The 24028-nt window shown below is 71.4% G+C and carries 20 protein-coding genes; 4 read left to right on the top strand and 16 right to left on the bottom strand.

Annotated elements, in window-relative coordinates:
- Positions 1–5: 5 nt before the first annotated feature.
- From rplS to AMK21_RS30005, 6 genes are all read right to left on the bottom strand, one after another.
- Positions 6–356, bottom strand: a complete 351-nt coding sequence (gene rplS / locus AMK21_RS30030) for a 50S ribosomal protein L19 (RefSeq protein ID WP_073882311.1) — start codon at positions 354–356, stop codon at positions 6–8.
- A gap of 130 nt (positions 357–486) precedes the next feature.
- On the bottom strand, positions 487–1308 hold the full coding sequence (trmD, locus tag AMK21_RS30025) for a tRNA (guanosine(37)-N1)-methyltransferase TrmD (protein ID WP_073882310.1): 822 nt from the start codon (positions 1306–1308) through the stop codon (positions 487–489).
- Complete coding sequence (rimM, locus tag AMK21_RS30020) at positions 1308–1913, bottom strand: ribosome maturation factor RimM (protein WP_073882309.1); 606 nt, start codon at positions 1911–1913, stop codon at positions 1308–1310. The genes trmD and rimM overlap by 1 nt, the downstream gene beginning before the upstream one ends.
- A 130-nt stretch (positions 1914–2043) precedes the next feature.
- A complete protein-coding gene (locus AMK21_RS30015; RefSeq protein ID WP_003965959.1) occupies positions 2044–2283 on the bottom strand; it encodes an RNA-binding protein in 240 nt (79 codons plus the stop codon).
- Between the two features lie 2 nt (positions 2284–2285).
- Complete coding sequence (gene rpsP / locus AMK21_RS30010; RefSeq protein ID WP_030569580.1) at positions 2286–2726, bottom strand: 30S ribosomal protein S16; 441 nt, start codon at positions 2724–2726, stop codon at positions 2286–2288.
- A gap of 157 nt (positions 2727–2883) precedes the next feature.
- On the bottom strand, positions 2884–3477 hold the full coding sequence (locus AMK21_RS30005; protein ID WP_018509633.1) for a hypothetical protein: 594 nt from the start codon (positions 3475–3477) through the stop codon (positions 2884–2886).
- Between the two features lie 450 nt (positions 3478–3927).
- On the opposite strand from AMK21_RS30005, the gene AMK21_RS30000 reads away from it, so the two are divergent.
- On the top strand, positions 3928–4785 hold the full coding sequence (locus AMK21_RS30000; protein ID WP_073882308.1) for a methyltransferase domain-containing protein: 858 nt from the start codon (positions 3928–3930) through the stop codon (positions 4783–4785).
- Positions 4786–4865: 80 nt separating this feature from the next.
- Here the strand turns inward: AMK21_RS30000 and ffh are convergent, their stop codons facing one another.
- The 5 genes from ffh to AMK21_RS29975 all read right to left on the bottom strand — a co-directional run bounded on the left by ffh (position 4866) and on the right by AMK21_RS29975 (position 12600).
- Complete coding sequence (ffh, locus tag AMK21_RS29995) at positions 4866–6419, bottom strand: signal recognition particle protein (protein WP_073882307.1); 1554 nt, start codon at positions 6417–6419, stop codon at positions 4866–4868.
- 121 nt (positions 6420–6540) lie between these two features.
- Positions 6541–9003 (bottom strand): [protein-PII] uridylyltransferase, encoded by a 2463-nt coding sequence (locus tag AMK21_RS29990; RefSeq protein ID WP_073882306.1) that lies wholly within the window; start codon positions 9001–9003, stop codon positions 6541–6543.
- A gap of 31 nt (positions 9004–9034) precedes the next feature.
- Complete coding sequence (locus tag AMK21_RS29985; protein ID WP_006127894.1) at positions 9035–9373, bottom strand: P-II family nitrogen regulator; 339 nt, start codon at positions 9371–9373, stop codon at positions 9035–9037.
- Positions 9370–10722, bottom strand: a complete 1353-nt coding sequence (locus AMK21_RS29980; RefSeq protein ID WP_073882305.1) for an ammonium transporter — start codon at positions 10720–10722, stop codon at positions 9370–9372. The genes AMK21_RS29985 and AMK21_RS29980 overlap by 4 nt, the downstream gene beginning before the upstream one ends.
- Positions 10723–11124: 402 nt before the next feature.
- Positions 11125–12600 carry a hypothetical protein gene (locus tag AMK21_RS29975; protein WP_073882304.1) on the bottom strand — a complete coding sequence of 492 codons (1476 nt, stop codon included), beginning with the start codon at positions 12598–12600 and terminating at the stop codon, positions 11125–11127.
- A gap of 440 nt (positions 12601–13040) precedes the next feature.
- Here AMK21_RS29975 and AMK21_RS29970 point away from each other — a divergent pair, with 440 nt between their 5' ends.
- Positions 13041–13688 carry a bifunctional DNA primase/polymerase gene (locus AMK21_RS29970; RefSeq protein ID WP_073882303.1) on the top strand — a complete coding sequence of 216 codons (648 nt, stop codon included), beginning with the start codon at positions 13041–13043 and terminating at the stop codon, positions 13686–13688.
- A gap of 76 nt (positions 13689–13764) precedes the next feature.
- On the opposite strand, the gene ftsY is transcribed toward AMK21_RS29970, so the two are convergent.
- Positions 13765–14976, bottom strand: coding sequence for a signal recognition particle-docking protein FtsY (ftsY, locus tag AMK21_RS29965; RefSeq protein ID WP_073882302.1), 1212 nt, complete (start codon positions 14974–14976; stop codon positions 13765–13767).
- Between the two features lie 179 nt (positions 14977–15155).
- Here ftsY and AMK21_RS29960 point away from each other — a divergent pair, with 179 nt between their 5' ends.
- Positions 15156–16136: an LLM class flavin-dependent oxidoreductase gene (locus AMK21_RS29960; RefSeq protein ID WP_073882301.1), complete on the top strand. Its 981-nt coding sequence runs from the start codon at positions 15156–15158 to the stop codon at positions 16134–16136.
- A gap of 32 nt (positions 16137–16168) precedes the next feature.
- Here AMK21_RS29960 and AMK21_RS29955 read toward each other — a convergent pair whose 3' ends face one another.
- The 4 genes from AMK21_RS29955 to AMK21_RS29935 all read right to left on the bottom strand — a co-directional run bounded on the left by AMK21_RS29955 (position 16169) and on the right by AMK21_RS29935 (position 22829).
- On the bottom strand, positions 16169–17587 hold the full coding sequence (locus tag AMK21_RS29955) for a sugar porter family MFS transporter (RefSeq protein WP_073882300.1): 1419 nt from the start codon (positions 17585–17587) through the stop codon (positions 16169–16171).
- Positions 17588–17812: 225 nt separating this feature from the next.
- Entirely contained in the window at positions 17813–21541 is a 3729-nt protein-coding gene (locus AMK21_RS29950; protein WP_073882299.1) for an AAA family ATPase, read from the bottom strand.
- A gap of 357 nt (positions 21542–21898) precedes the next feature.
- A complete protein-coding gene (locus tag AMK21_RS29945; protein ID WP_073882298.1) occupies positions 21899–22111 on the bottom strand; it encodes a hypothetical protein in 213 nt (70 codons plus the stop codon).
- Positions 22112–22547: 436 nt separating this feature from the next.
- Entirely contained in the window at positions 22548–22829 is a 282-nt protein-coding gene (locus AMK21_RS29935) for an acylphosphatase (RefSeq protein ID WP_073882297.1), read from the bottom strand.
- Between the two features lie 169 nt (positions 22830–22998).
- Here AMK21_RS29935 and AMK21_RS29930 point away from each other — a divergent pair, with 169 nt between their 5' ends.
- Positions 22999–23979 (top strand): CAP domain-containing protein, encoded by a 981-nt coding sequence (locus AMK21_RS29930; RefSeq protein ID WP_073882296.1) that lies wholly within the window; start codon positions 22999–23001, stop codon positions 23977–23979.
- The last annotated feature ends 49 nt before the right edge of the window (positions 23980–24028 follow it).

Genomic DNA, 24028 nt, shown 5'->3' with positions numbered 1-24028 from the left:
GCAGATCAGTTGTCGCGCTTCTCCTTGATCTTCGCGGCCTTGCCGCGGAGCTCACGGAGGAAGTACAGCTTGGCGCGACGGACGTCACCGCGGCTGACGAGCTCGATCTTCTCGAAGATCGGGCTGTGGACCGGGAAGGTGCGCTCGACGCCGACGCTGAAGGAGACCTTGCGGACCGTGAAGGTCTCACTGACGCCCGAGCCCTGACGGCGGATGACGATGCCCTTGAACTGCTGGATACGGGAGCGGTTGCCCTCGATCACGCGCACGTGGACGTTGACGGTGTCACCGGGGCGGAACGCCGGGACGTCCGACCGGAGGGTGGCGGCGTTGACGCCATCGAGCAGGGAAGTCATGACTTCTGCTTTCTTCGCCGATGCCACAGGTCATCGACGGGATATCGAGAGGAGTAAAGGAGTGCTGATCGCGTCGGGCGGGCGTCTTTCCCCCTGTGGCAGGGGCGCACACCGGACGTACAGCAGCGGCCTATTCTTCCACGGCCGGGGGCCTGCGCCAAAATCGGCCGCCGGGCTCCGGCGCGAAGCCGAGGATGGAGAGGATCTCGCGGTCCTTCTTGTCGAAGGCGCCCGCCTCGCACCGCTCGATCAGATCGGGCCGGTTGAGGGCGGTCCGGGCGAACGCCTGGTCCCGCCGCCAGCGCGCGATCTTCCCGTGGTGGCCGCTGAGCAAAACGTCCGGGACCCCCCGGCCGCGCCACTCGGGCGGCTTGGTGTAGACGGGACCCTCCAGGAGGTCGGCCATGGCGCCGGGGGCGAAGGAGTCGTCCCGGTGTGATTCGGCGTTGCCGAGGACGCCGGGCAGCAGCCGGGCCACGGCCTCCGTGATCACGAGGACGGCGGCCTCACCGCCGGCCAGCACGTAGTCGCCGATGGAGACCTCGACGACCGGGAGCCGGGTGGCGTACTCGTCGATCACGCGGCGGTCGATGCCCTCGTACCGCGCCGGGGTGAAGACCAGCCAGGGCTTGGCGGAGAGCTCGACGGCCAGTTCCTGGGTGAAGGGGCGGCCGCTGGGCGTGGGCACGACGAGGACCGGGGTGTGCGCGCCGGACTCGTACCCGTCGGCCAGTGCCTGATCCAGCGCATCGCCCCAGGGCTCGGTCTTCATGACCATGCCGGGGCCGCCGCCGTAGGGGGTGTCGTCGACCGTGTTGTGCCGGTCGTACGTCCACTCCCGCAGGTCGTGGACGTGGACGTCGAGCACCCCACGGGCGCGGGCCTTGCCGACCAGGGAGACGTTCAGCGGGTCCAGGTACTCGGGGAAGATCGTGACGACGTCGAGCCGCATCAGGCGTCGCCCTTCGGCGCCTCGTCGTCCCCGGGGGCTCGCTCCTCGCCCCCGGAGGCCTGCTCCTCGTCGCGGGAGGAGACCACCACGGCCTCGCTCTCGTCGATCAAGCCGGGCGGCGGGGTGATGACCGCGCGCTGCTCCTCCAGGTCGATCTCGGTGACGATCTCCTCCACGAAGGGGATCATCACCTCGCTGCCGTCGGGGCGTTCCACGATGAAGAGGTCCTGCGAGGGCAGGTGGGAGATCTCGGTGATCCGGCCGATCTCCGTGCCGTCGGCGAGCACCACGTCCAGGTCGACGAGCTGGTGGTCGTAGAACTCCTCGGGGTCCTCCGGGAGCTCCTCCGGGTCCACCTCGGCGATCAGCAGGGTGTTGCGCAGGGCCTCGGCGCCCGTGCGGTCACGCACGCCCTCGAAGCGCAGCAGCAGCCTGCCGCTGTGCACCCGTCCCGACTCGATCGTGAGCGGGCCGGTGGCCGCCGGGTCGGTGGCCAGGACGGCACCGGGCCCGAGCCGCAGCTCCGGCTCGTCCGTTCGCACCTCGACGGTGACCTCGCCCTTGATGCCATGGGCGCGGCCGATCCGCGCAACTACCAACTGCACGCTGTTCTCCGATTGATGGGGTGGGGGGCCTGGGGAGCCGACCGGTCGCGGGAAGGCCCGCGGTGGCCTACGACAAAGGCCGGGGACGGCCCGAAGGCCCTCCCCGGCCCTGGCCGGTGTTCAACTGCGGTCAGCGGACCTGGTCCACATCGACGAGGTCGACGCGGATCCCACGACCGCCGATGGCGCCCACGACGGTCCGCAGAGCGCGGGCGGTACGGCCGTTACGGCCGATCACCTTGCCGAGGTCGTCGGGGTGGACCCGGACCTCCAGCACGCGCCCGCGGCGCAGGGTGCGCTCGGCAACCTGCACGTCGTCGGGGTTGTCGACGATGCCCTTCACGAGGTGCTCGAGAGCCTCCTCGAGCATGCTCAGGCCTCGGTCGACTCGGTGGACGCGGCAGCGTCAGCCGCCTCGTCCGCCTTCTTGTCGGCCTTCTTGGCCTTGGGGGTGATGGCCTCACCCTTGGCCTCGTCGCCGTCCGAGGACAGCGCCTCGAACAGTGCGCGCTTGTCAGCCTTGGGCTCCGGCTGCAGGAGCGGCGCGGGGGCCGGGAGACCCTTGTGGGCCTGCCAGTCACCGGTGAGCTTCAGGATCGCGAGGACCGGCTCGGTCGGCTGGGCGCCGACGGACAGCCAGTACTGCGCGCGCTCTGCGTTGACCTCGATGCGGGAGGGGTTCTGCACCGGGTGGTACAGGCCGATCTCCTCGATGGCCCGGCCGTCACGGCGGGTACGGGAGTCGGCGACGACGATGCGGTAGTGAGGCGAACGGATCTTGCCCAGACGCTTCAGCTTGATCTTGACTGCCACGGAAGTGGTGTCTCCTGGTCTCTGACGTGGTTGGGCACAACTAGATGCCACGTGGGGTTGCGGTACTCGGAGTGCCCGATGGACGCGTCAGCCGGAGGAGAGAGGGGTCCTGTGCGACTGTCGAGTACAGCTAGCCATTGTGCCACACCACTTCACCTCACCCCACCGCGACCGCCGCTTCCGGGATCTGGAACGGCTTGCCGCAGCCGCCGCAGACGATCGGGGCCTGGGCCAGGACCGAGGGGACGACGCGGACGTTGCGCCCGCAGTCGCAGACGGCCTTGACCCGGACGCCCCCGCCGGAGGAGCCGTGCCGGGCGGCGGGGCCCCGGAAGGAGCGCTTGGTGTCGGCGGCGGTGGCGACCGTGTGCGCCTTGAGGGCGCGCTGCAGCCGTTCGGTGGTCGGGCGGTACCGGCGCTTGGCCTCCGGATTCAGCGTGACCAGCGAGAATCCACTGCTGGGATGGGGCTCCTCGGCATGGTCGAGGCCCAGCTCCTCGGCGATCGCGAGGAAGCGTCGGTTGTGGTAGCGGCCGGCGCGGGAAGTGTCACGGACTCCTCTCGCGGCGGCGATGCCGTGGACTGCCTCGTGGAGCAGTCGCTCGAAGGAGAGCTCGGCGCCACAGGCGGACGAGGACTCTCCGATCAGGGACTCGGGCGCGGCTAGATCGGGCAGCTCGGGGTGGTACCGCTGAATGTCGGCCCACGCCTGTGCCAGCTCTGCGGCAAGTACAGGTGGTGTCGTGCTCACGTCGTGACAACGAGTCCGAGTGCCCCGGTGTTCCTATTCCGGGGCATCCCAAATAATTTGCACGTACCAGTCAGTTGCTCGTGATGTGCCCTGGATGCGTCCGGAGGCGGGCGGGTGCGCCGAACTGCGGAGAAGACGCACAGCTCGCACCAAGGTGGTGCACAGCGCGCGGTGCGCCCGGCGCACGGGATGTGCGGTGCGCCGGTGCCCGGCGCCACTTACCGGCCCGCCGGAGAGGGTACCCGGCGGACCGCTCGACGTGCCCGGTGCCCGGTGTCGGGTAAGACTGATTCGGAGAGGCGCACGACCGGGGTACGCAAACAGTGCCCCACAACCCCTGGACGGAACGGCGGATGCGCAGTTCCCTGGCATACGGGGGGTGCGGACATACGCACACGGGGGCCGTCCACTCGGGCAAGATCGACCTCTTGGCGGATTGGGGCACTTTCCATGACACCAACGCTCGTCCGGAACCTCCGGGACGCGGATCCCTCCGCGCCGGCGGACGCCGGTACCCGTGCCCGCGACTGGGCCGAGATCCAGGAACGCATGCTGGCACCGCTCTACGAGGCGGTGTACGACCGGCTCGAAGTCGGACCCGCCACCCGGATGCTGTCGCTCGGCTGTGGCTCCGGGCTCGCCATGCTCGTCGCGGCGGCCCGGGGGGCGCAGGTGACGGGCGTGGACTCCGACCGCGAGCGCCTGGCGCTGGCGCGTGAGCGGTTGCTGCCCGACGAGGGCGCGGAAGGCGCGCCCGCGCACCGGGCCCGGCTGCATGACGGCGGGCTCCCGGCGGGCGCCGCCGCGGACGGGGCACCGTACGACCTGATCACCGTGTTCGAGCCGATCGGCTGTGCGGCCGGGGACTCCGAGGGGCTGGTGCCGGCGCTGGAGTCGGCGCTGCCGCTGGCCGCCCGGGGCGCGACCGTGGTGCTGACCGGCTGGGGCCCGCCGGAGCGGTGTGCCACGGCGCCGGTGCTGCGGGTCGCGGCCCGGCTGACGGAGTCCGCGCGTCCGCCGCGTCCCGGCGGGTGGCGGCCGACCCTCCGGGACGACCTGGAGGACGTGGCCGCACGGGCGGGGCTGAAGCCGGACGGTTCGGGGCGGGTCTCCTGCCCGTTCGGGTACGCGGATCCGGACAGCGCGGTCCGCGGGCTGCTGTCGACCGGGCTCTTCGACGCCGCCGTACGGGCCACCGACCGTTCCCAGGTGGAGAAGGAGGTCGCGGAGGCGCTGCATCCCTACAGGCGCCCGGACGGCACGGTGTGGATGCCGAACGTCTTCCGCTACCTGGTGTGCACGACGTGACCTGAAAGAAGTCGCTCCGGACGCGCGTAAGGGGCACCCTTCCGAAGGGCGCCCCTTACACAAACGTCCGGCAGGGCCGGTCAGCCCATGAACTTCTTGAACTCGTCCGGCAGCTCGAAGTTCTTGTCCTCCTGGGCCGGGAGCCCGAACGCGCCGCCCTGGGCGGCCGCCTGCTCGCGGCGCTCCGCGGCGGCGGCCTCCTCGGCCTTGCGCTTCATCGGGTTGCCGCTCTTGCGCTTGCCCTTGGCCTGCTTGACCTGCTTCTTCTGACGCCCGGGGCCGCCACCCATGCCGGGCATCCCCGGCATCCCGGGCATACCGCCGCCCTGGGCCATCTTCGACATCATCTTGCGGGCCTCGAAGAAGCGCTCCACCAGGCCCTTGACGGCGGAGACCTCGACGCCCGAACCCTTGGCGATACGGGCCCGGCGCGAACCGTTGATGATCGTCGGCTCGGCGCGCTCCTTGGGCGTCATCGACTTGATGATCGCGGCGGTGCGGTCGATGTCGCGCTCGTCGATGTTGTTGATCTGGTCCTTGATCTGCCCCATGCCGGGCAGCATCCCGAGCAGCTTGGAGATGGAGCCCATCTTGCGGACCTGCTCCATCTGGGCCAGGAAGTCGTCGAGGGTGAAGTCCTTGCCACCCTTGCTCGACTGGAGCTTCGAGGCCATTTTGGCGGCCTCTTCCTGGCTGAACGTCTTCTCCGCCTGCTCGATCAGGGTGAGCAGGTCACCCATGTCGAGGATGCGGGAGGCCATCCGGTCCGGGTGGAACGCGTCGAAGTCCTCCAGCTTCTCGCCGTTCGACGCGAACATGACCTGCTTGCCCGTGACATGGGCGATCGACAGGGCGGCACCACCGCGGGCGTCACCGTCGAGCTTGGAGAGGACCACGCCGTCGAAGCCGACGCCGTCGCGGAAGGCCTCCGCGGTGTTGACCGCGTCCTGACCGATCATCGCGTCGACGACGAAGAGGATCTCGTCGGGGCTGACGGCGTCGCGGATGTCAGCGGCCTGCCGCATCAGCTCCTGGTCGATACCGAGGCGGCCGGCGGTGTCGACGATGACGATGTCGTGGACCTTGGCCTTGGCGAACTCGATGGAGTCCTTGGCGACCTGGACCGGGTCGCCGACGCCGTTGCCCGGCTCGGGGGCGTACACCGCGACGCCGGCGCGCTCGGCGACGACGCTCAGCTGGTTGACGGCGTTGGGGCGCTGGAGGTCACAGGCGACGAGCAGCGGGGAGTGGCCCTGGCCCTTGAGCCAGAGGCCGAGCTTTCCGGCCAGCGTCGTCTTACCGGCGCCCTGGAGACCGGCGAGCATGATCACGGTGGGGGCGGTCTTGGCGAACCGCAGCCGCCGGGTCTCGCCGCCGAGGATGGAGACGAGCTCCTCATTGACGATCTTGACGACCTGCTGGGCGGGGTTCAGCGCCTGGGAGACCTCGGAGCCGCGTGCCCGCTCCTTCACGTTGGCGATGAAGGCCCGGACCACGGGCAGGGCGACGTCGGCTTCCAGCAGGGCGATACGGATCTCGCGTGCCGTGGCGTCGATGTCCGCCTCGGACAAGCGGCCCTTGCCCCGGAGGTTCTTGAAAGTCGCGCTAAGGCGGTCGGAGAGAGTATCGAACACGGCGCTCGTCGGTCCTCAGGGTCGGGGGCGGGGCAGGTCAGTCGCCCTCCAGGGTATCCGTCCCCCGGAGAACACCAAGCCCTCGCCCGGAACCAGCCGGACGAGGGCTTGTCGTACACGGTCAGCCGAGGGCCTTCTCGACCTCCCGGGCGACCTCGGCGGCCCGGATTTCCGGCAGCGGTTCGCCGTCGGTCCCGGTGACGTAGAAGGCGTCCACCGCGTTGGCGCCGAGGGTGGAGACATGGGCGCTGCGCACCCGTACCGCGCTGCCCTCCAGGGCGTTGCCGATCCGGTGCAGCAGCCCCGGGGCGTCCTGGGCACGGACCTCGATGACGGTGGCCCGGCGGGAGCCGGCCGCCGCGACGGTGACGCGGGGCGGCGGGGCCTTCACGCCCCGGCGGCGCGGGTAGGCGGCCTCCCGCTCCGCGAGCCGGGCCCGGATGTCCAGGGAGCCGTCCAGGGCGCGTACGAGGTCGGCGCGGAGCCGGACGGCCTGCGGGAGGGACCCGTACTCGGCCGCCACCCGCCAGCTGAGCAGCAGCAGGTCCGCCCTCTCCCCCACCTCGTTGGGCAGTTCCACCGCGCGCAGGTCGGCGGCGCGCACGGTGAGACGGTGCAGGGCGAGGACCCCGGCGGCGGCGGGCAGGACGCCGGGCCGGTCGGGCAGGGCGATGAGGAGCTCGACGCCGACCGGTTCCACCTCCCCGTCCCCGGCGGGCTCCTCGGGGTGGGTGTGCAGGGCGAGGGCGGGTTCGCCGGTGCGCAGGGCCTCGATCGCGAGCCGTTCGTGCTCGGCGCTGGGTGCGGCCTCCTCCGGCTCCTCGGGGGCCTCCCCCGCGAGGACGGCGGCGACGCGCTTGACCAGGTCGGTGACGAGGGAGGCCCGCCAGGTGGACCAGGCGGCGGGGCCGGTGGCGAGTGCGTCGGCCTCGGTGAGGGCGTGCAGCAGCTCCAGGGTGGAGGCGGTGGAGACGGCCTCGGCGACCGACCGCACGGTGGCGGGGTCGTCCAGGTCGCGCCGGGTGGCGGTGTCGACGAGCAGCAGATGGTGGCGTACGAGGGTGGCGATGACGCCCACGTCGTGCTTGTCGAAGCCGATCCGGGTGGCCATGTCGCGGGCGATGACCTCGCCGGCCACCGAGTGGTCGCCGGGCCATCCCTTGCCGATGTCGTGGAGGAGGGCGGCGACCAGGAGGAGGTCGGGACGGTGGACGCGGCGGGTGAGGGAGGCGGCACGGACGGCGGTCTCCACCAGGTGCCGGTCGACGGTCCAGGTGTGGACGGGGTTGCGCTGGGGCCGGCAGTGGACGCGTTCCCAGTCGGGCAGCAGCCGGGTGATGATCCCTTCTGCTTCGAGCGCCTCCCAGACGCCGACGGTGGCCTCCCCCGCGCCGAGCAGGGTGACCAGCTCCTCACGGGCCTCGGGAGGCCACGGGACCGGCAGCGGCCGGACGGTGGCGGCGAGGTGGCGTACGAGGTGGCGGGAGAGCGGCAGTCCGGCCTCGGCGGCGGCCGCGGCGGCACGCAGCGTGAGGACGGGGTCGCGGTCGGGCCGAGCCGCGCGGGCGAGGACCACTTCGCCGTCGGCCTCCACCACACCGTCGGCGAGCGGTGCGCGCTCGGGGGCGGGTTTGGCGGAGACGCGGCCGCCGCTGAGCATGGCGCGGAGCCGGGGGCGGACCGAGCGGGCGCGCAGCACCCGGTTGACCTCGCGCCAGGTGACGTCGGTGGCGTACGAGATCGTGCGCGCGGCCTCGTACACCTGACGCAGCAGCGCGTCCGCGTCCATGAGGCCGAGCGCGCCCGCGACCTGGTCCTGTTCCTGGAGGGCGAGGCGGTCGGTGGCGCGGCCGGTGGTGAGGTGGAGGGCGTCGCGGGCGTCCAGGAGGGTGCGGCGGGCCTGGTCAAGCCCCTCCCGGGGCGCGTCGGCGACCCAGGAGGCGGCGACCGCGCGCAGGGCGGTGGCGTCGCGGAGGCCTCCGCGGGCCTCCTTGAGGTCGGGTTCCAGGAGGAACTGGAGCTCGCCCATCCGCTCCGCGCGCTCCTGGCAGAGCTCGTGGAGGGCGGGAAGGCGCTTGGGCGCCTGGTTGCGCCAGTCGGCGAGGATCGCGGTGCGCAGGGAGGCGACCAGGCCGAGGTCGCCGGCGACCGGCCGGGCGTCCAGCAGGCCGAGCTGGACCTTGAGATCCTCGCCCGCCGTCTTCCGCGCCTCGCCGGGGGTCCGTACGGAGTGGTCGAGGGCCAGGCCCAGGTCCCAGACCGGGTACCAGATGCCGTCCGCGAGGGCGGAGATGGCCGCCGCGTCGGCGGTGCCGTCGTGCAGGAGGAGCAGGTCGAGGTCGCTGCGCGGGGAGAGTTCGCCGCGGCCGTAGCCGCCGACGGCGACGAGGGCGGCGCCGCGGACCCCGGAGTGTTCGGCCGCCGACGTGAACAGGCCGGTGAGCCAGTCGTCGGTGAGGCGGGCGAGGGCCGCACGGCGCGGCGGCCCGGACCGCGCCTCCTGCTGGAGGAGGCGCAGCCGGGCCGCCGCGTAGCCGCTGGGTCCCGAGTCTTCGCTTTCGGTGATCGCTTCGGTGCTCGTCACCCAGGTGCCTTCCGTTCGGTGGGGCCGTCGGTCAGAGGGCGTCCGGGCCGCGTTCGCCGGTTCGCACGCGCACGGCGGTGTCGACCGGGACGCTCCAGACCTTCCCGTCACCGATCTTGCCGGTACGGGCGGCCTTGACGACGACCTCGATGAGCTGTTCGGCGTCCTCGTCCTCGACGAGGACCTCGATGCGGATCTTGGGGACCAGGTCGACGGTGTACTCGGCGCCCCGGTAGACCTCGGTGTGGCCGCGCTGACGCCCGTAACCGCTGGCTTCGGTGACGGTGAGGCCCTGGACGCCGAAGGCCTGGAGCGCCTCCTTGATCTCGTCCAGCCGGTGGGGCTTCACGACCGCGGTGATGAGCTTCATGCGTCCACCTTCTTTGCCTTCGGTGCTGCCGTCGGGTCCGTCGCGGGGGCGGTGGTGCGGGAGACCGTGCCGCCGCCGGCGCCGCTGAAGTCGTATGCGGTCTCGGCGTGCTCGACCTGGTCGATGCCGGAGATCTCGTCGTCCTCGGAGACCCGCATCCCGATGGTCTTGTGGAGCACCAGGGCGATGAGGCCGGAGACGACCAGAGAGTACGCGAGGACCGCGACGACGCCGACGACCTGCTTGCCGAGCTGGTCGACACCGCCGCCGTAGAAGAGGCCCTTGGCGTCGGACTGGACTCCGCCGGTGGCGAAGAAGCCGACCAGGACGGAGCCGATGACGCCGCCGACGAGGTGGACGCCGATGACGTCCAGGGAGTCGTCGTAACCGAACTTGTACTTCAGGCCGACGGCCATGGCGCACAGGACACCGGCGATGGCACCGAGCGCGATGGCACCGAGCGGGGAGACCGAACCACCCGCGGGGGTGATGGCGACCAGGCCGGAGACCGCGCCGGAGGCGGCGCCGAGGGTGGTGAAGGAGCCGTGGCGCAGCTTCTCGTAGACGAGCCAGCCGAGGACGGCGGCGGCCGTGGCGACCTGGGTGTTGAGGAACATGACCGCGCCGACGCCGTCGTCGTTGCCGAGCCAGGATCCGGCGTTGAAGCCGAACCAGCCGAACCACAGGAGGGCCGCGCCGAGCATGACGAGCGGCAGGCTGTGCGGCCGCATCGGGTCCTTCTTGAAGCCGATGCGCTTGCCGATGACGAAGATCACGCCGAGGGCCGCGGCACCCGCGTTGATGTGGACCGCCGTACCGCCGGCGAAGTCGATGACGCCCATCTCGAAGAGCCAGCCGCCCGAGCCCCAGACCCAGTGGGCGACGGGGAAGTAGACGATGGTGACCCACAGGACGATGAACAGCGCCCACGCGGTGAACTTCACGCGGTCGGCGAGCGCACCGCTGATCAGGGCCGGGGTGAGGATGGCGAACATCAGCTGGAAGGCGGCGAACACGTACACCGGGATGGTGTAGCCGTCCCAGAGTTCGGTGACGCCGATGCTGCTGAAACCGACGTAGTCGGAGCTCCAGCCGATGACCGAGCCGATGTCGGAGCCGAAGGTGAGGCTGAATCCGTAGAGCACCCAAAGGATCGTGACGATCCCGAGGCTGATGAAGCTCATCATCAGCATGTTGAGGGTGCTCTTGACGCGGACCATGCCTCCGTAGAAGAAGGCCAGGCCGGGGGTCATGAGCATCACCAGGGCCGAGCAGATGAGCATGAACCCGGTGTTGGCGGCAGACAGCTCAGGGGCGTCTGCGGCAAGCGTCGTGATGCCTGGGGGCATCGGCGTCTCCTCGTCGTCGGAGCGGCCGCGGCGTGCGGGGGAAAGCTGCGGGACCACTGGGCAAAGGTGCGGGCCGGTCAGGGGGTGTCCGCGGATCATGGCCGGAGACCGCCCGTGCGCCATGAGATTGGCGGAGCGCCGTTTCCGGGGATGCCGCACGATGTTTCGCGAGCGTGACGAAGAGGTAGCGCGTGTTACGTCGGAATGAATCCCGGGTGGCGGGTCCGGTGCGCTGCCTACCATGCAGCCCCCGCCGCATACGGTCCGGTCGAAACGCCGCCGGGTCCCTCCGAGGGCGGTACGACGCGAACCGGCCGCGGCTCCCCTCCGGATGACCAGGCGATGGGGGAGCCGAGTCGGGCTGTACGGAGGGGTGCCGCGGCCGGGGCCGGTGGTGCCGGGTCAGACCGCTTCGGCGGACTCCGGCAGCTGTTCGCTGAGCAGATCGGTGAGCCGGGCGACATCGGCGACATCGCCGAAGTCCCTGGCAGCGGTGTCGACGGTCTTGCGCAGCCGGGTGTTGACGCGCTCGGAGCGGACCTTCCTGGCGATCTTCAGGGCCTGTCCGGCGAGCACGGTGGACTGCTCGGGCTCGCGCTGGAGCAGATGGACGGTGGCCATGCCGATCAGGTTGAGCGCGTAGGAGCGCTGGTGCTCGTCGTCCTCGCCGAACAGCTCGACGGCCTTCTCCATGACGGGTTCGGCGAGCGAGGCGTAGGTGGGGCTGCGGCCGGCGACATAGGCCAGGTCACGGTAGGAGTGGGCGTTCTCCCCGTTGAGCTCGGCCTCGGAGAAGAAGCGGATCCAGTCGGGCTCGGGCTCGCCGTCCAGTCCCGCGTCGAGGAAGGTGTCCTCGGCCATCCGGACCGCGCGCTTGCACTTGCTGGGCTGGCCCATGTTGGCGTAGGCGCGGGCCTCCATCGCATACAGCATGGCCTGGGTTCGGGGGGTGGCGCAGTCACGGCTGCCGTACTGCGCCAGGTGGATCAGCTCCAGGGCGTCGTCGGGGCGGCCCAGGTGGATCATCTGGCGGCTCATGCTGGAGAGCACATAGCTGCCGAGCGGCTTGTCCCCGGCCTCCTTGGCGGCGTGCAGGGCGAGCACGAAGTACTTCTGCGCGGTGGGCTGGAGGCCCACGTCGTAGCTCATCCAGCCCGCCAGCTCGGCCAGTTCGGCGGCGCAGCGGAAGAGGCGCTTGGCGGTGGGCCCGGGCTGCGGCTCCTGCAACAGGTCGGTGACCTCGTGGAGTTGCCCGACGACGGCCTTGCGGCGCAGCCCGCCGCCGCACTGGGCGTCCCACTGCCGGAACATCGCCGTGGTCGACTCCAACAGGTCCAGCTCGGGTCCGGAGAGCCGGGACGGCTTGCGGGCGGCGGCCTCCGACTCCGGTTCGCCGGGGCCCTTGGCCGGGACGGGTACCAGCCAGCGCTGCATCGGCTCGATCAGGGCGGGCCCGGCGGCCAGCGCGAGCGAGCTGCCGAGGAAGCCCCGCCGGGCGAGCATCAGGTCGCTGCGGGAGAACTCGCTGAGCAGGGCGACGGTCTGCGGGCCCGCCCAGGGCAGGTCGACGCCGGCCACCGAGGGTGACTGGTGCGCGGTGCGCAGCCCGAGCTCCTCGACGGCGACCACCGCGCCGAAGCGCTCGGAGAACAGCTCGGAGAGGATGCGCGGGATCGGCTCGCGCGGCTGCTCGCCGTCGAGCCAGCGCCGCACCCGGGAGGTGTCGGTGCTGATGTGGTGGGCGCCCATCTGCCGCGCCCGCCGGTTCACCTGGCGCGCCAGCTCGCCCTTGGACCAGCCACTGCGTACGAACCACGACCCCAACTGCCCGTTGGGGCGCTTACCGGCCTCCGTATCGCCTGCGCCGCTGCCACTCACCGGAACGCCCCCATTCCCCGTCATCCCCGCTGAATCCTTCATCGTGCGAACCACTATCAGAATGCCGTGCATCGGTGCTGCCCGTACGGGAGTTGTCTGCCATCGAACAGGAAATCGGGTTGCCCGAGGCATACCCGTGGCTGCACATGCTCCCAGAATTCGTGTACCGACGGTAATCCTACGATCACCACTCCCGCGAGGGGGATTGCGGAAACGCCACCATTCGCCACCCCTTCGAATGAACCCGACTGCCGCCTGGCGCGCTTGACTTGAGCCACCACGACCGATGGCGAGCGTACGGAAGCAGCGAGGGGCGCACGCACCGCGTCGCACCACCTCGCACACCACGGCGCACGCCACTCGATCGAGTTGCAGCGACGGAGGGTCACCTGAGCGCTCCGGGTCGTAACCACCGATGAGTCGGACCCGTTGGAGGGGGCATGGGCTTCACGATCGGCGGCATCCGCGAGAAACGTTCCGGCGTACGGCGGCGCGGCCGCGGCGCAGAGGCCACCGCGGTGGCCGAGTACACCGGACTCTGGGGCTGGGCCGTGGCGCCGGGCACCCGCGCCCGCGACGGCGCCTGCTCGTGCGGGCAGCGGGCCTGTCCCGCACCCGGCGCCCACCCGCTGGGCTTCGCCCGGGAGGTCCCGGCGGGCACCGGCCTGGACAGCGCGGCGGACGCCTGGGCCGAGACCCCGGGCGCCTCGATGCTGCTGCCGGTGGGCCGGACCTTCGACGTCCTGGACGTGGCGGAGCAGGCCGGGCGGCGAGCGCTGGTGCGGCTGGAGCGGATGGGCCTGCCGCTGGGCCCGGTGGCGGTGACGCCGACCGGCCGGGCGCAGTTCCTCGTCGCCCCCGGGGCCGCCGCCGAACTACCCGGCCTGCTCTACCGCATGGGCTGGGACGACGCGGACCTGGACCTGCGGGCGCTGGGCCCGGGCGCGCACATCACCGCCCCCCCGTCCGACCTCGGCGGCCTCGGCCCGGTCCGCTGGCTGCGCCCGCCGGTGCTGGACACGGCCGCCGCTCCCCCGCAGGCGCGACTGCTGCTGGGGACGCTGGCGTACATCTGCCACCGCTCCTAGCGCGTACGGAAACGGCGGACGGGCGGCAGGCTCCGCGTGGGAGCCGCCGCCCGTCCGCCGTACGGGGTGAGGCGCGTCAGTCGCCGATCAGGGCGTCCACGAAGGCGCCGGGCTCGAACGGAGCCAGGTCGTCCGCCCCCTCGCCGAGTCCGATCAGCTTCACCGGTACGCCCAGCTCGCGCTGGACCGCGATGACGATGCCGCCCTTGGCGGTGCCGTCGAGCTTGGTGAGGACGATGCCGGTGATGTCCACGACCTCGGCGAAGACCCGGGCCTGCACGAGGCCGTTCTGCCCGGTGGTGGCGTCCAGGACGAGCAGGATCTCGTCCAGCGGACCGTGCTTCTCCACGACCCGCTTGACCTTGCCCAGCTCGTCCATGAGGCCGGTCTTGGTGTGCAGCCGGCCGGCGGTGTCGATGAGGACCACGTCGGCCCCCTCGGCGATGCCCTCCTTGACCGCGTCGTAGGCGATCGACGCCGGGTCGCCGCCCTCGGGTCCGCGGACCGTACGGGCTCCGACGCGCTCGCCCCAGGTCTGGAGCTGGTCGGCGGCGGCGGCGCGGAAGGTGTCGGCCGCGCCGAGGACCACGCTGCGGCCGTCGGCGACGAGCACCCGGGCCAGCTTGCCGGTCGTGGTGGTCTTGCCGGTGCCGTTGACGCCGACGACCATCACGACGCCCGGGGTCTCGGCGCCGCCCTCGGTCTTGACCTCGCGGTCGAAGTCCGGTCCGAGCAGGGTGATCAGCTCTTCGCGCAGCAGGGCGCGGAGGTCTTCGGGGGTACGGGTGCCGAGCACCCGGACGCGCTCGCGGAGCCGCTCGACCAGTTCCTGGGTGGGGGCGACGCCGACGTCGGCGGTGAGGAGGGTGTCCTCGATCTCCTCCCAGGTGTCCTCGTCCAGGTTGTCCCGGGACAGCAGGGTGAGCAGCCCCTTGCCGAGCGAGTTCTGCGAGCGGGCGAGCCGGGCCCGCAGCCGGACGAGCCGGCCCTCGGTGGGCTCGGGGATCTCCAGCGCGGGCGGCGCCGGAGCTTCGACGACCGGGGCCTCCTCGACGGGCGCGGTGGCGTCCGGGAGGCCGACTTCGTCGATGGTGCGCCGCGCTTCGTCGCGCGGCGTCTCGGCCTCCTCGCCGACCTTCGGCTCGGCGGGAGGAGTGATGGTCGGCGTGGACGACGGCGGGGGCGGCAGCTTCCGCTTCTTGCGGCTGCCGACCACGAGCCCGCCGACCAGGCCGACGGCGGCCAGGGCGATGATGACAGCGAGGATGACGATTTCGACGAGTTCCATAACCCGTCCAGTATCGGCCACGGCCGCCGCGCGGGCACGGCCCCGCACGCCGCCCGGTGAGCCACCGAACCCTTATGCACCTTTTGGCGGTAATGGACCATACGCATCTCTATCCTTCTGACGATACGTCAGCTACTGTGCGCCCCGCCCTGCCCACCCGGCGAAAGGGGACACCCGTCATGGCCTTCACCGTGGTCCGGTTCAATCTCGTCGATCCCGAAGCCACCCCCGTCACCCTCTCGGCCCGCTACCGCGCCGCCCTGGAGATGGCGGCGTACGCGGACGAGCACGGCGTGGACACGGTGCAGACCGAGGAGCACCACGGGGTGGCGAACTCGTGGCTGCCCTCCCCGTTCACCTTCTCCGGCGCGGTCTTCGGCGCCACCCGGCGGATCGCGGTGACGGTCTCGGCGGTCATCGGTCCGCTGCACGACCCGCTGCGGCTCGCGGAGGACATCGCCGTCCTCGACCTGCTGAGCGAGGGGAGGCTGGTGACGGTCGCGGGGATCGGCTACCGGCCCGAGGAGTACGAGCGGGCGGGCGTGGAGTGGGGGCGGCGCGCCAGGCTCCAGGACGAGCTGCTGGAGACGCTGCTGGCGGCGTGGACCGGGGAGCCGTTCCCGTACCGGGGACGTACGGTACGCGTCACCCCGCGCCCGTACACGCGGCCGCATCCGCTGCTCCTGGTCGGCGGCAGTTCACGGGCGGCGGCGCGGCGGGCGGCCCGGCTGGGGCTGCCGCTCTTCCCGAGCGCGCATCTGCCGGAGCTGGAGGCGTACTACCACCAGCAGCGGGAGGCGTACGGGACGCAGGGGTTCTGCATGATGCCCGCGGCCCGGACACCGCTGCTCCATGTGTCCCAGGACCCGGAGCGGACGTGGGGGCTGTACGGGGAGCACCTGCTGCACGAGGCGCGGACGTACGCCTCCTGGCAGTCCGAGGACGTCCGCTCGGCGGTGCGCTCGGCGGCCACGACGGTCGCGGAGCTGCGCGAGGAGGGGGTGTACCGGATCGTCACGCCGGAGGAGCTGAAGGCGCCGGACACGGACTCGCTGGTGCTGCATCCCCTCTGCGGCGGGATGCCGGTGGAGGAGGGGTGGCGGAGTCTGCGGCTGTTCTGCGGGGCGCTGAAAGCGCCGGCTGCCCCGGCTCAGCAGTGAACCGGGGCAGCGCGTGAGCATGAAGGAGGTGGTCAGCCCATCTCCTCCAGCGTCTTGCCCTTGGTCTCCTTCACGAACTTGAGCACGAAGGGGATGGAGAGCACGGCGAAGCAGGCGTAGATGATGTACGTCCCCGAGAGGTTCCAGTCGGCCAGGCTCGGGAAGCTGGCGGTGATCGCCCAGTTGGCCATCCACTGCGCGAAGACGGCGACACCGAGGGCGGCGGCCCGCAGCCGGTTCGGGAACATCTCACCCAGGAAGACCCAGACGACGACACCCCACGACAGGGCGAAGAAGAGCACGAACGTGTGGGCGGCGATCAGCGCCACGACGCCCTGGGTGGCGGGCAGCTTGCCGTCGATCAGGTCGGCGGAGAAGGCCCAGGCCTCGACGGCGAGCGCGAGCGCCATACCGACGGAGCCGACGAGGGCGAGCGGCCTGCGGCCCACCCGGTCCACCAGCACCATCGCGATCACCGTACCGATGATGTTGATGATCGAAGTGGTGAACGAGTAGAAGAACGAGTCGGTCGGGTCGATGCCGACGGACTGCCACAGCGTCGCCGAGTAGTAGAACGCCACGTTGATGCCGACGAGCTGCTGGAACATCGACAGGCCGATACCGACCCAGACGATGGGCAGGAAGAAGAAGCGGTTGCCGAGCAGGTCCTTGAAGGAGGACTTGTGCTCACGGTGCATGGCGGTCTCGATCTCGGCCACGCGGGCGTCGAGGTCGATCTTGTTGCCCTCGACCTCTTCGAGGATCTTGCGGGCTTCGGCCTTCTTGCCGACCGAGATGAGGAAGCGCGGGGACTCGGGGATGGCGAAGGAGAGGAGCCCGTAGAGGATGGCCGGGACGACCATCACACCGAGCATCCACTGCCAGGCCTCCAGACCCAGGATCTCGCCGCGCTGGTCGCCGTCGGCGATCTGGAGGACGGCGTAGTTGACCAACTGGGAGACGGCGATGCCGATGACGATCGCGGCCTGCTGGAAGGAGCCGAGCCGGCCGCGGTAGGCGGGCGGGGAGACCTCGGCGATGTAGGCCGGGCCGATGACGGAGGCCATACCGATGGCGAAGCCGCCGATGACGCGCCACATCGCCAGGTCCCAGAGCGCGAACGGCAGCGCGGAGCCGATGGCGCTGGCGGTGAAGAGCACCGAGGCGATCTGCATGCAGCGGATGCGGCCGATCCGGTCCGCGATCCGGCCGGCGGTGGCGGCGCCGATCGCACAGCCGATCAGTGCGATGGCGATGACCTGGGCGAGGGTTCCGGAGCCGATGTCGTACCGGTCGCGGATCGCCTCGACGGCTCCGTTGATGACGGAACTGTCGTAGCCGAAGAGGAAGCCGCCCATCGCCGCGGCCGCCGTGATGAAGATGACATGGCCGAGATGGTCCGGATGGGCCGCTCGGGCTCCGGACTCCGGTCCGGTCGCTGCGCTGGTCACATGAACTCCTGATGCCTGGCCGCAAGTCAGACGTGGGGGTGAGCCTTCCCAGTGGGGCACAACATCCGGCTCGCCACCACTTGAAGGTGAAATCAACTTTGCAGAGGTTATGCGTTCAAGAAACGAAGTCAAACAGCGGGTCCCAGCGCGTGTACCCGGGTGCGCACGAAAGGTGCGTCGAACCTCTGATGATTCGGTGAAGAGTCAGCGGATCCGCCGACCGGGTCAGCGCAGGCGCTGGCTGATCACCTTCGACACGCCGTCACCCTGCATGGAGACGCCGTACAGCGCGTCGGCGACCTCCATCGTCCGCTTCTGATGGGTGATGACGATCAGCTGGGAGCTCTCCTGGAGCTCCTCCATGATCCGGATCAGTCGCTGCAGGTTGGTGTCGTCGAGCGCCGCCTCCACCTCGTCCATCACATAGAAGGGGCTGGGGCGGGCCTTGAAGATGGAGACCAGCAGCGCCACGGCCGTCAGGGACCGCTCACCTCCCGAGAGCAGCGAGAGCCGCTTCACCTTCTTGCCCGGCGGACGGGCCTCGACGTCCACTCCGGTGGCCAGCATGTTGTCCGGGTCGGTCAGGATCAGCCGCCCCTCACCACCGGGGAAGAGCCGGGCGAAGACACCCTCGAACTGACGGGCCGTGTCCCGGTACGCCTCCGTGAACACCTGCTCGACCCGCTCGTCGACCTCCTTGACCACCTGGAGCAGATCGGCCCGGGTCTTCTTCAGGTCTTCGAGCTGCTCGGAGAGGAACTGGTGCCGTTCCTCCAGTGCCGAGAACTCCTCGAGGGCGAGCGGATTCACCTTCCCGAGTTGCTGGTACGCCCGTTCGGCCGACCGCAGCCGCTTCTCCTGTTCCGACCGCAGGTACGCCTTCGGCCGGTTACGCGGATGGGCCGGGTCCTCCGGCAGCTCCTCGCCCTCCGCCGCGGGCGACGGCGGCACGAGCTGGTCGGGACCGTACTCGGAGACGAGACCCGCCGGCTCCACGCCCAGCTCCTCCAGGGACTTCGTCTCCAGCTGCTCGATGCGCAGCCGCTTCTCGGCGCCCAGCACCTCGCCCCGGTGGACGGAGTCGGTGAGCTTGTCCAGCTCGCCCTTGAGGTCGCGGCCCCGGCCCCGCTCGGCGGCCAGCTCGCGCTCCCGCTCGCCCTTCGCGGCCTCCGCGGAGGTCCGCTCCTGATCGGCCCGTACGAGGGAGACCTCGATGTGGGTGAGCAGTTGTCGGGCGCCCGAGGCCACGGCCGAGGCCACGGCCGCCTCGTGCCGCAGCCGGGCCCGGCGCTGTTCGGCGCGGGCCCGGGCCTCGCGTTCGGTGCGGGCCGCCCGGTCGAGCCCGTCGGCGCGCCCGGCCAGCGACTTGACGCGTTCCTCGTGGGTACGGGCCTGGAGCCGGGCCTCCATCTCGGTCTGGCGGGCGTTGGCCCCGTCAGCGGCGAGCCGGTCCCGCACGGAGGTGTCCGGCTCCTCCTCCACCGGCGCCTCCTGGGCCACCAGCAGCCGCTCGGCCAGCTCCTCCGCCTCCTCCACCGCCCGTTCCAGCGCATCCTGGGCGCGGGCGGCGGAGGCCGTCATCCTCTCGGCCTCGCCCACCGCGGCCCTGGCCTGCCCGGAGAGCCGGCCGAGCTGCTGGGCGACGCCCGACCTCTCCCGCTCGGCCGCCCGCCGCCGCTCCCCCAGCTCCTCCACGAGCGCGGCCCCCTCCGCGCGCCGCTCCCCCGCCAGCCGCCGCGCCTCCGCCAGCTCCTCGCACCGCACGGCGAGGTCGGCCAGCTCGGCCGCGGCCTCGTCCACGGAGGCCTGCACCTCCAGGAGGCTGGGCGCCCCGGCGGAGCCGCCGTACGCGAAGTGGGCGGAGAGCACGTCCCCTTCACCGGTCACCGCGGTCACCCCGGGGTGCGCGGCGACGAGGGCCTCGGCGTCCTCCAGGGTGGGGACGACGACGGTGTCCCGGACGAGGCTGCGTACGGCGTTCATCAGGGGGGCGGGGCCGGTGACCAGGTCGGCTACGGCGGGGGCGAGGCCGGTGAGGGTGGTGACGCCATCGGTACGGGGCTGGGCGCCGGGTTCCGTACCGCCGGCGGGCGCGGTCTGGGCGGGCACCTGGGCGGCGGCACGGCCCTCACCCGGCACGTGTTCGCCGCCCTGTCCCGGAACGTGAGGCGGCTCCAGGTCCACGGCCCCCGGCTGCCCCGGTAGGTCGCCGGGCCGGGCGCCGTCCGCCGGTGCCCCCTCCCCCAGCAGCATCGCCGCCCGCCCCGCGTCCTGTTCGCGCAGCAGCCGGATCGCCTCGGCGGCCGTGGCCGGGTCCTCGAACGCCACCGCGTCCGCCGCGGCTCCCAGGGCGGCGGCGACCGCGACCTCGTACCCGGGCCGGACGACGAGCAGTTCGGCGGCCGGACCGAGCAGGCCCGCCAGCCGGTCCCGGGCGCCGAGCAGCGCGCCCGTACCGTCCTTGCGGCGCAGCCCCAGGGCCAGGGCCTCGTGCCTCGCCGCGACCGCCGCCCGCCTGCGCTCGGCGGCCGTCGCCTCCTCGCGGGCGGCGCTGTGGGCGGCCTGGGCCTCGGCAAGGGCCTGCTTGGCCTCCTCGTGGCGGGCGGTCAGCTCCTCGTCGTCGGCGTCCAGGCCTCGCACCTCGGCCCTCAGCTGCTCGTACTCCTCCTGGGCGGTGACCGCGCGCTCCCGGGCCTCGTCGCGGGACGCGGCCAGCCGGTCGATCTCGGCCTGCGCCGAACCGGCCCGGCCACGGGCCGCGTTGACCTGGCCGTTCAGCCTGGCCAGGCCCTCGCGGCGGTCGGCGATGGCGCGGGCGGCGTCCTTGAGGCGGCGCTCCTCGGCGGCCAGCTCACGCTCCAGGTCGGCGCGGTGGGCGACGGTGTCCTCCAGCGCGTGCTCGGCCGCCTCCAGGGCCGCCACCAGCTCCGCCTCCTGCTCGCGGATCCGGGCGGCCTCACGCTCCAGGTCCTCGGGGTCGCGGCCCCGGCGCTCCTCGGCGGGGGCCTCGGTGGCGCTCCTGACGCGGGCGTCGGCCAGCGAGACCGTACCGCGGACCCGCTCGGCCAGCTGTGAGAGCTCGTACCAGGTCTGCTGGGCCCTCTGGAGCCGCGGCGCGAGGCGGCGCACCTCGCCCTCCAGCTCGGCCTCCCGGGCGAGCGCGGCCTTCAGCTCGGCCTCCGCCGCGTCCTTCCGCTTCTTCAGCGCGGCCTCGTCGGCGACCTCGTCGCGCAGCGCGTCCCGCAGGGTCACCAGGTCGTCGGCGAGGAGCCGGAGCCGGGCGTCGCGCAGGTCGGCCTGGATGACGGCGGCCCGTCGGGCGACGGCGGCCTGCCGGCCGAGCGGCTTGAGCTGGCGGCGCAGTTCGTCGGTGAGGTCCTGGACGCGGGCCAGGTTGGCGCCCATCGCGTCGAGTTTCCGGAGCGCCTTCTCCTTCCGCTTCCGGTGCTTGAGGACGCCCGCCGCCTCCTCGATGAAGGCCCGGCGGCCCATCGGGTCGGCGTGCAGGACGGAGTCCAACTGCCCCTGGCCGACGATCACGTGCATCTCGCGGCCGATACCGGAATCGGAGAGGAGTTCCTGGATGTCCAGCAGCCGGCAGGTGTCACCATTGATCTGGTATTCACTGCCGCCATTGCGGAACATGATCCGAGTGATCGTCACCTCGGCGTACTCGATGGGCAATGCGCCATCGGAATTGTCGATGGTCAGCGACACTTCGGCGCGGCCGAGCGGAGGCCGCCCGGTCGTACCGGCGAAGATCACGTCTTCCATCTTGCCGCCGCGCAGGGATTTCGCTCCCTGTTCTCCCATGACCCAGGAGAGGGCGTCCACCACATTGGATTTCCCCGACCCATTGGGGCCGACGACACAGGTGATCCCCGGTTCGAACCGCAGGGTGGTGGCGGACGCGAACGATTTGAAACCACGCAGGGTCAGGGCCTTGAGGTGCACGCCGCCGGACTCTACCTTTCCCCTCGGTTTCGGTCATGAAGGCGCAGGGCACATCAGACGGTAAGCGAGAGGGGTACGGCGGGGGCCGGGGGGCTCGGGCAAGAAAAAAGGGACGCCGGAGCGTCCCTGTAGATCTTGGTGCGCAGATCCTGGTGCACGGATCTGTGCGGTCCCGCAGGGCGCATCGCCACGGCAACCGGGCGGTGCGTCGCCGGTGATCGGACACAGACGGCCCTGTCGGTCAGGGACCCTGTCGTCCGGGGACGGCGATCCGTGACGCAGGACGGATCAGATATGAAGAGATGTTCGGAGGCTGATGAGACTGCCCAGCCCGACCGGCCCCGATGGGGCCACCGGTCAGGTCAGCGCAGGCTCGCCCTGGGGTACGTCGATGTCGATGCTGTCGAGCAACGACTCCTGGTGCTGAGCGGCGGCGTTGAGCGCGTCGTTCTCGTCCTGGATCCGGTTGAGCTCGGTTTCCAGGTCCTGGACGCGCTGCTGGAGCCGTCGCATCTCGGCGAGGAGTCGCGGGTCGGAACCGCCGACGTAACCGAGAAGCGCCTTTGCCATGATGGATGGTCCTCCACAATGAGTGACCGACCGATGCGGTGTGGGTCGTCAGGGGATCGCACCCGCGATGCTCGGCAGGGCTCTGTCACCACTGCGGTCTGCTGCATATCAGCTCTACCGAACAGCTAAGGTGCGCGGGGTTTTCAGCGTCTCACCAAAAAGTTTGACGGTCAACACGATCACAGCCCATGGAGCCAGGTGTCCCGGGGCGCGCAGCCCGACGATCATGCGGCGCGACTCTCCTGCGGGACCCCGACGGGTGTGGGGATCTTCGTCAATGCCGCAGCCTTGCACGACATCCCGCATCTGGCAACCATCGGTCACCGCGCGGTCCTTTCGCAGGTCATTTCGGGTGTGGGGCCCGACGGGGCCGACCCGTGACCGTTCACTCCGGTGCGTTCACCGAGCGGATCGGGGACGTCCGCGCGAGCCCGTATCAGCGGATGGCGAATCCTTCGTAACCGCCGCGCGGGGTGTCCCAGATCTCAGTGACTCCGTCCACACGCCCGGGTGTGTCGTCGGAGCGCAGCCAATCCAGCAGACGGTGGCAATTGTCACGTCGTCCTTCGGCGACCACCTGCACCCGGCCGTCGTCGAGATTGATTGCAAAGCCCACGAGTCCGCCGATCTCCAAAGCATTTTCCCTGGTGAACCAGCGGAAGCCTACTTGCTGTACTCGGCCGCGTACCCAGATGACCAGCCGTGCCTCTTCGTTCATGCCCGAACGCTAACCGGCCAATTGCTCCAAGAGCACGGCGGCCCCTTTGAGCCATGGCGTACAGTCCCGTCGCAATAGCCTCACTCGTTCGGGTGAGTACGGGGATCAAGATCGACCGGCAATCGGGTGACGTCGCTGCGACGTCCGGAGCATCAGGAAGGCACAGCGCATGGGACGCCACCGACGATCCGCCGCAGGCCCCGCCGCTGAAGAACCCGCGGCCGGAGCGGCCTCGCGGCACCGGGGCACGCGCCGGAAGAAGAAGTCCGCGGTGCCCGTGCGCACCGGGCTCCTCGGAGCGTCGGCCGCGATGGCGGTCGGCGCGGTCGCCGTCGCCTCGGGCCTGCTCCCCGGCGGCGACACCTACACCTCGGGCGGCTCCACCGCGGCCGACCAGGTCCGCACCGGCGGCGCCCCCGACCTGTTGACGCAGCAGGGCGGCTCCAGCGCACCCGCCGACCGTTCCTCCTCCCCCGCCAGCCGGGGCAGCGAGCGCCCCGAAGCCCCGTCGCAGGCCCCCTCGAAGTCGCCGTCAACGACCCCGGCCAAGACGGCGTCGAAGTCGCCCTCAAGCAGTGCCTCGAAGACCCCGTCGAAGTCGGCCGCGCCCTCCGCGACCCCCTCGAAGAAGCCGGCCGCCACGCCGTCCAAGGAGTCGAAGGCGCCCACCACGGCCCCGAAGAAGAGCACCGCCCCGGCGAGCAAGGCCCCGGCCCCGCCGAAGAAGACCGTGGCCCCGCCCCCCAGCAGGAAGCCCGCGCCCTCGCCCTCCGACACCTCGGCCCGCGCCGAGGTGCTGGCCCTGGTGAACCAGGAGCGCGCGAAGGTCGGCTGCTCCCCGCTGACCACCAGCGCCCCGCTCACCTCGCTCGCCCAGAACTTCAGCGAGGACATGGCGGCCCGCGGCTTCTTCGACCACACCGACCCGGACGGCGACACGCCCTGGGACCGGGCCGCCCAGGCCGGTGTGCAGGGACTCGCCGCGGAGAACATCGCCCGCGGCCAGGCCGACGCCCGGGCCGTGATGGACGGCTGGATGAACAGCGACGGCCACCGCGCGAACATTCTCAACTGCGACTACAAGACGATCGGCATCGGCGTCCACGAGGGCTCCGGCGGCCCGTGGTGGACCCAGAACTTCGGCTTCTGACCCCACCCGTACGCCACCGCTTACGCCCGCACAGCGCCACCTCCGGGTG

It is taken from the genome of Streptomyces sp. CB00316 (genome assembly GCF_001905595.1).
Lineage (GTDB): Bacteria > Actinomycetota > Actinomycetes > Streptomycetales > Streptomycetaceae > Streptomyces.
The sequence above is the reverse complement of the archived record's forward strand: the minus strand, read 5'-3'. Positions and strand labels throughout refer to the sequence as shown.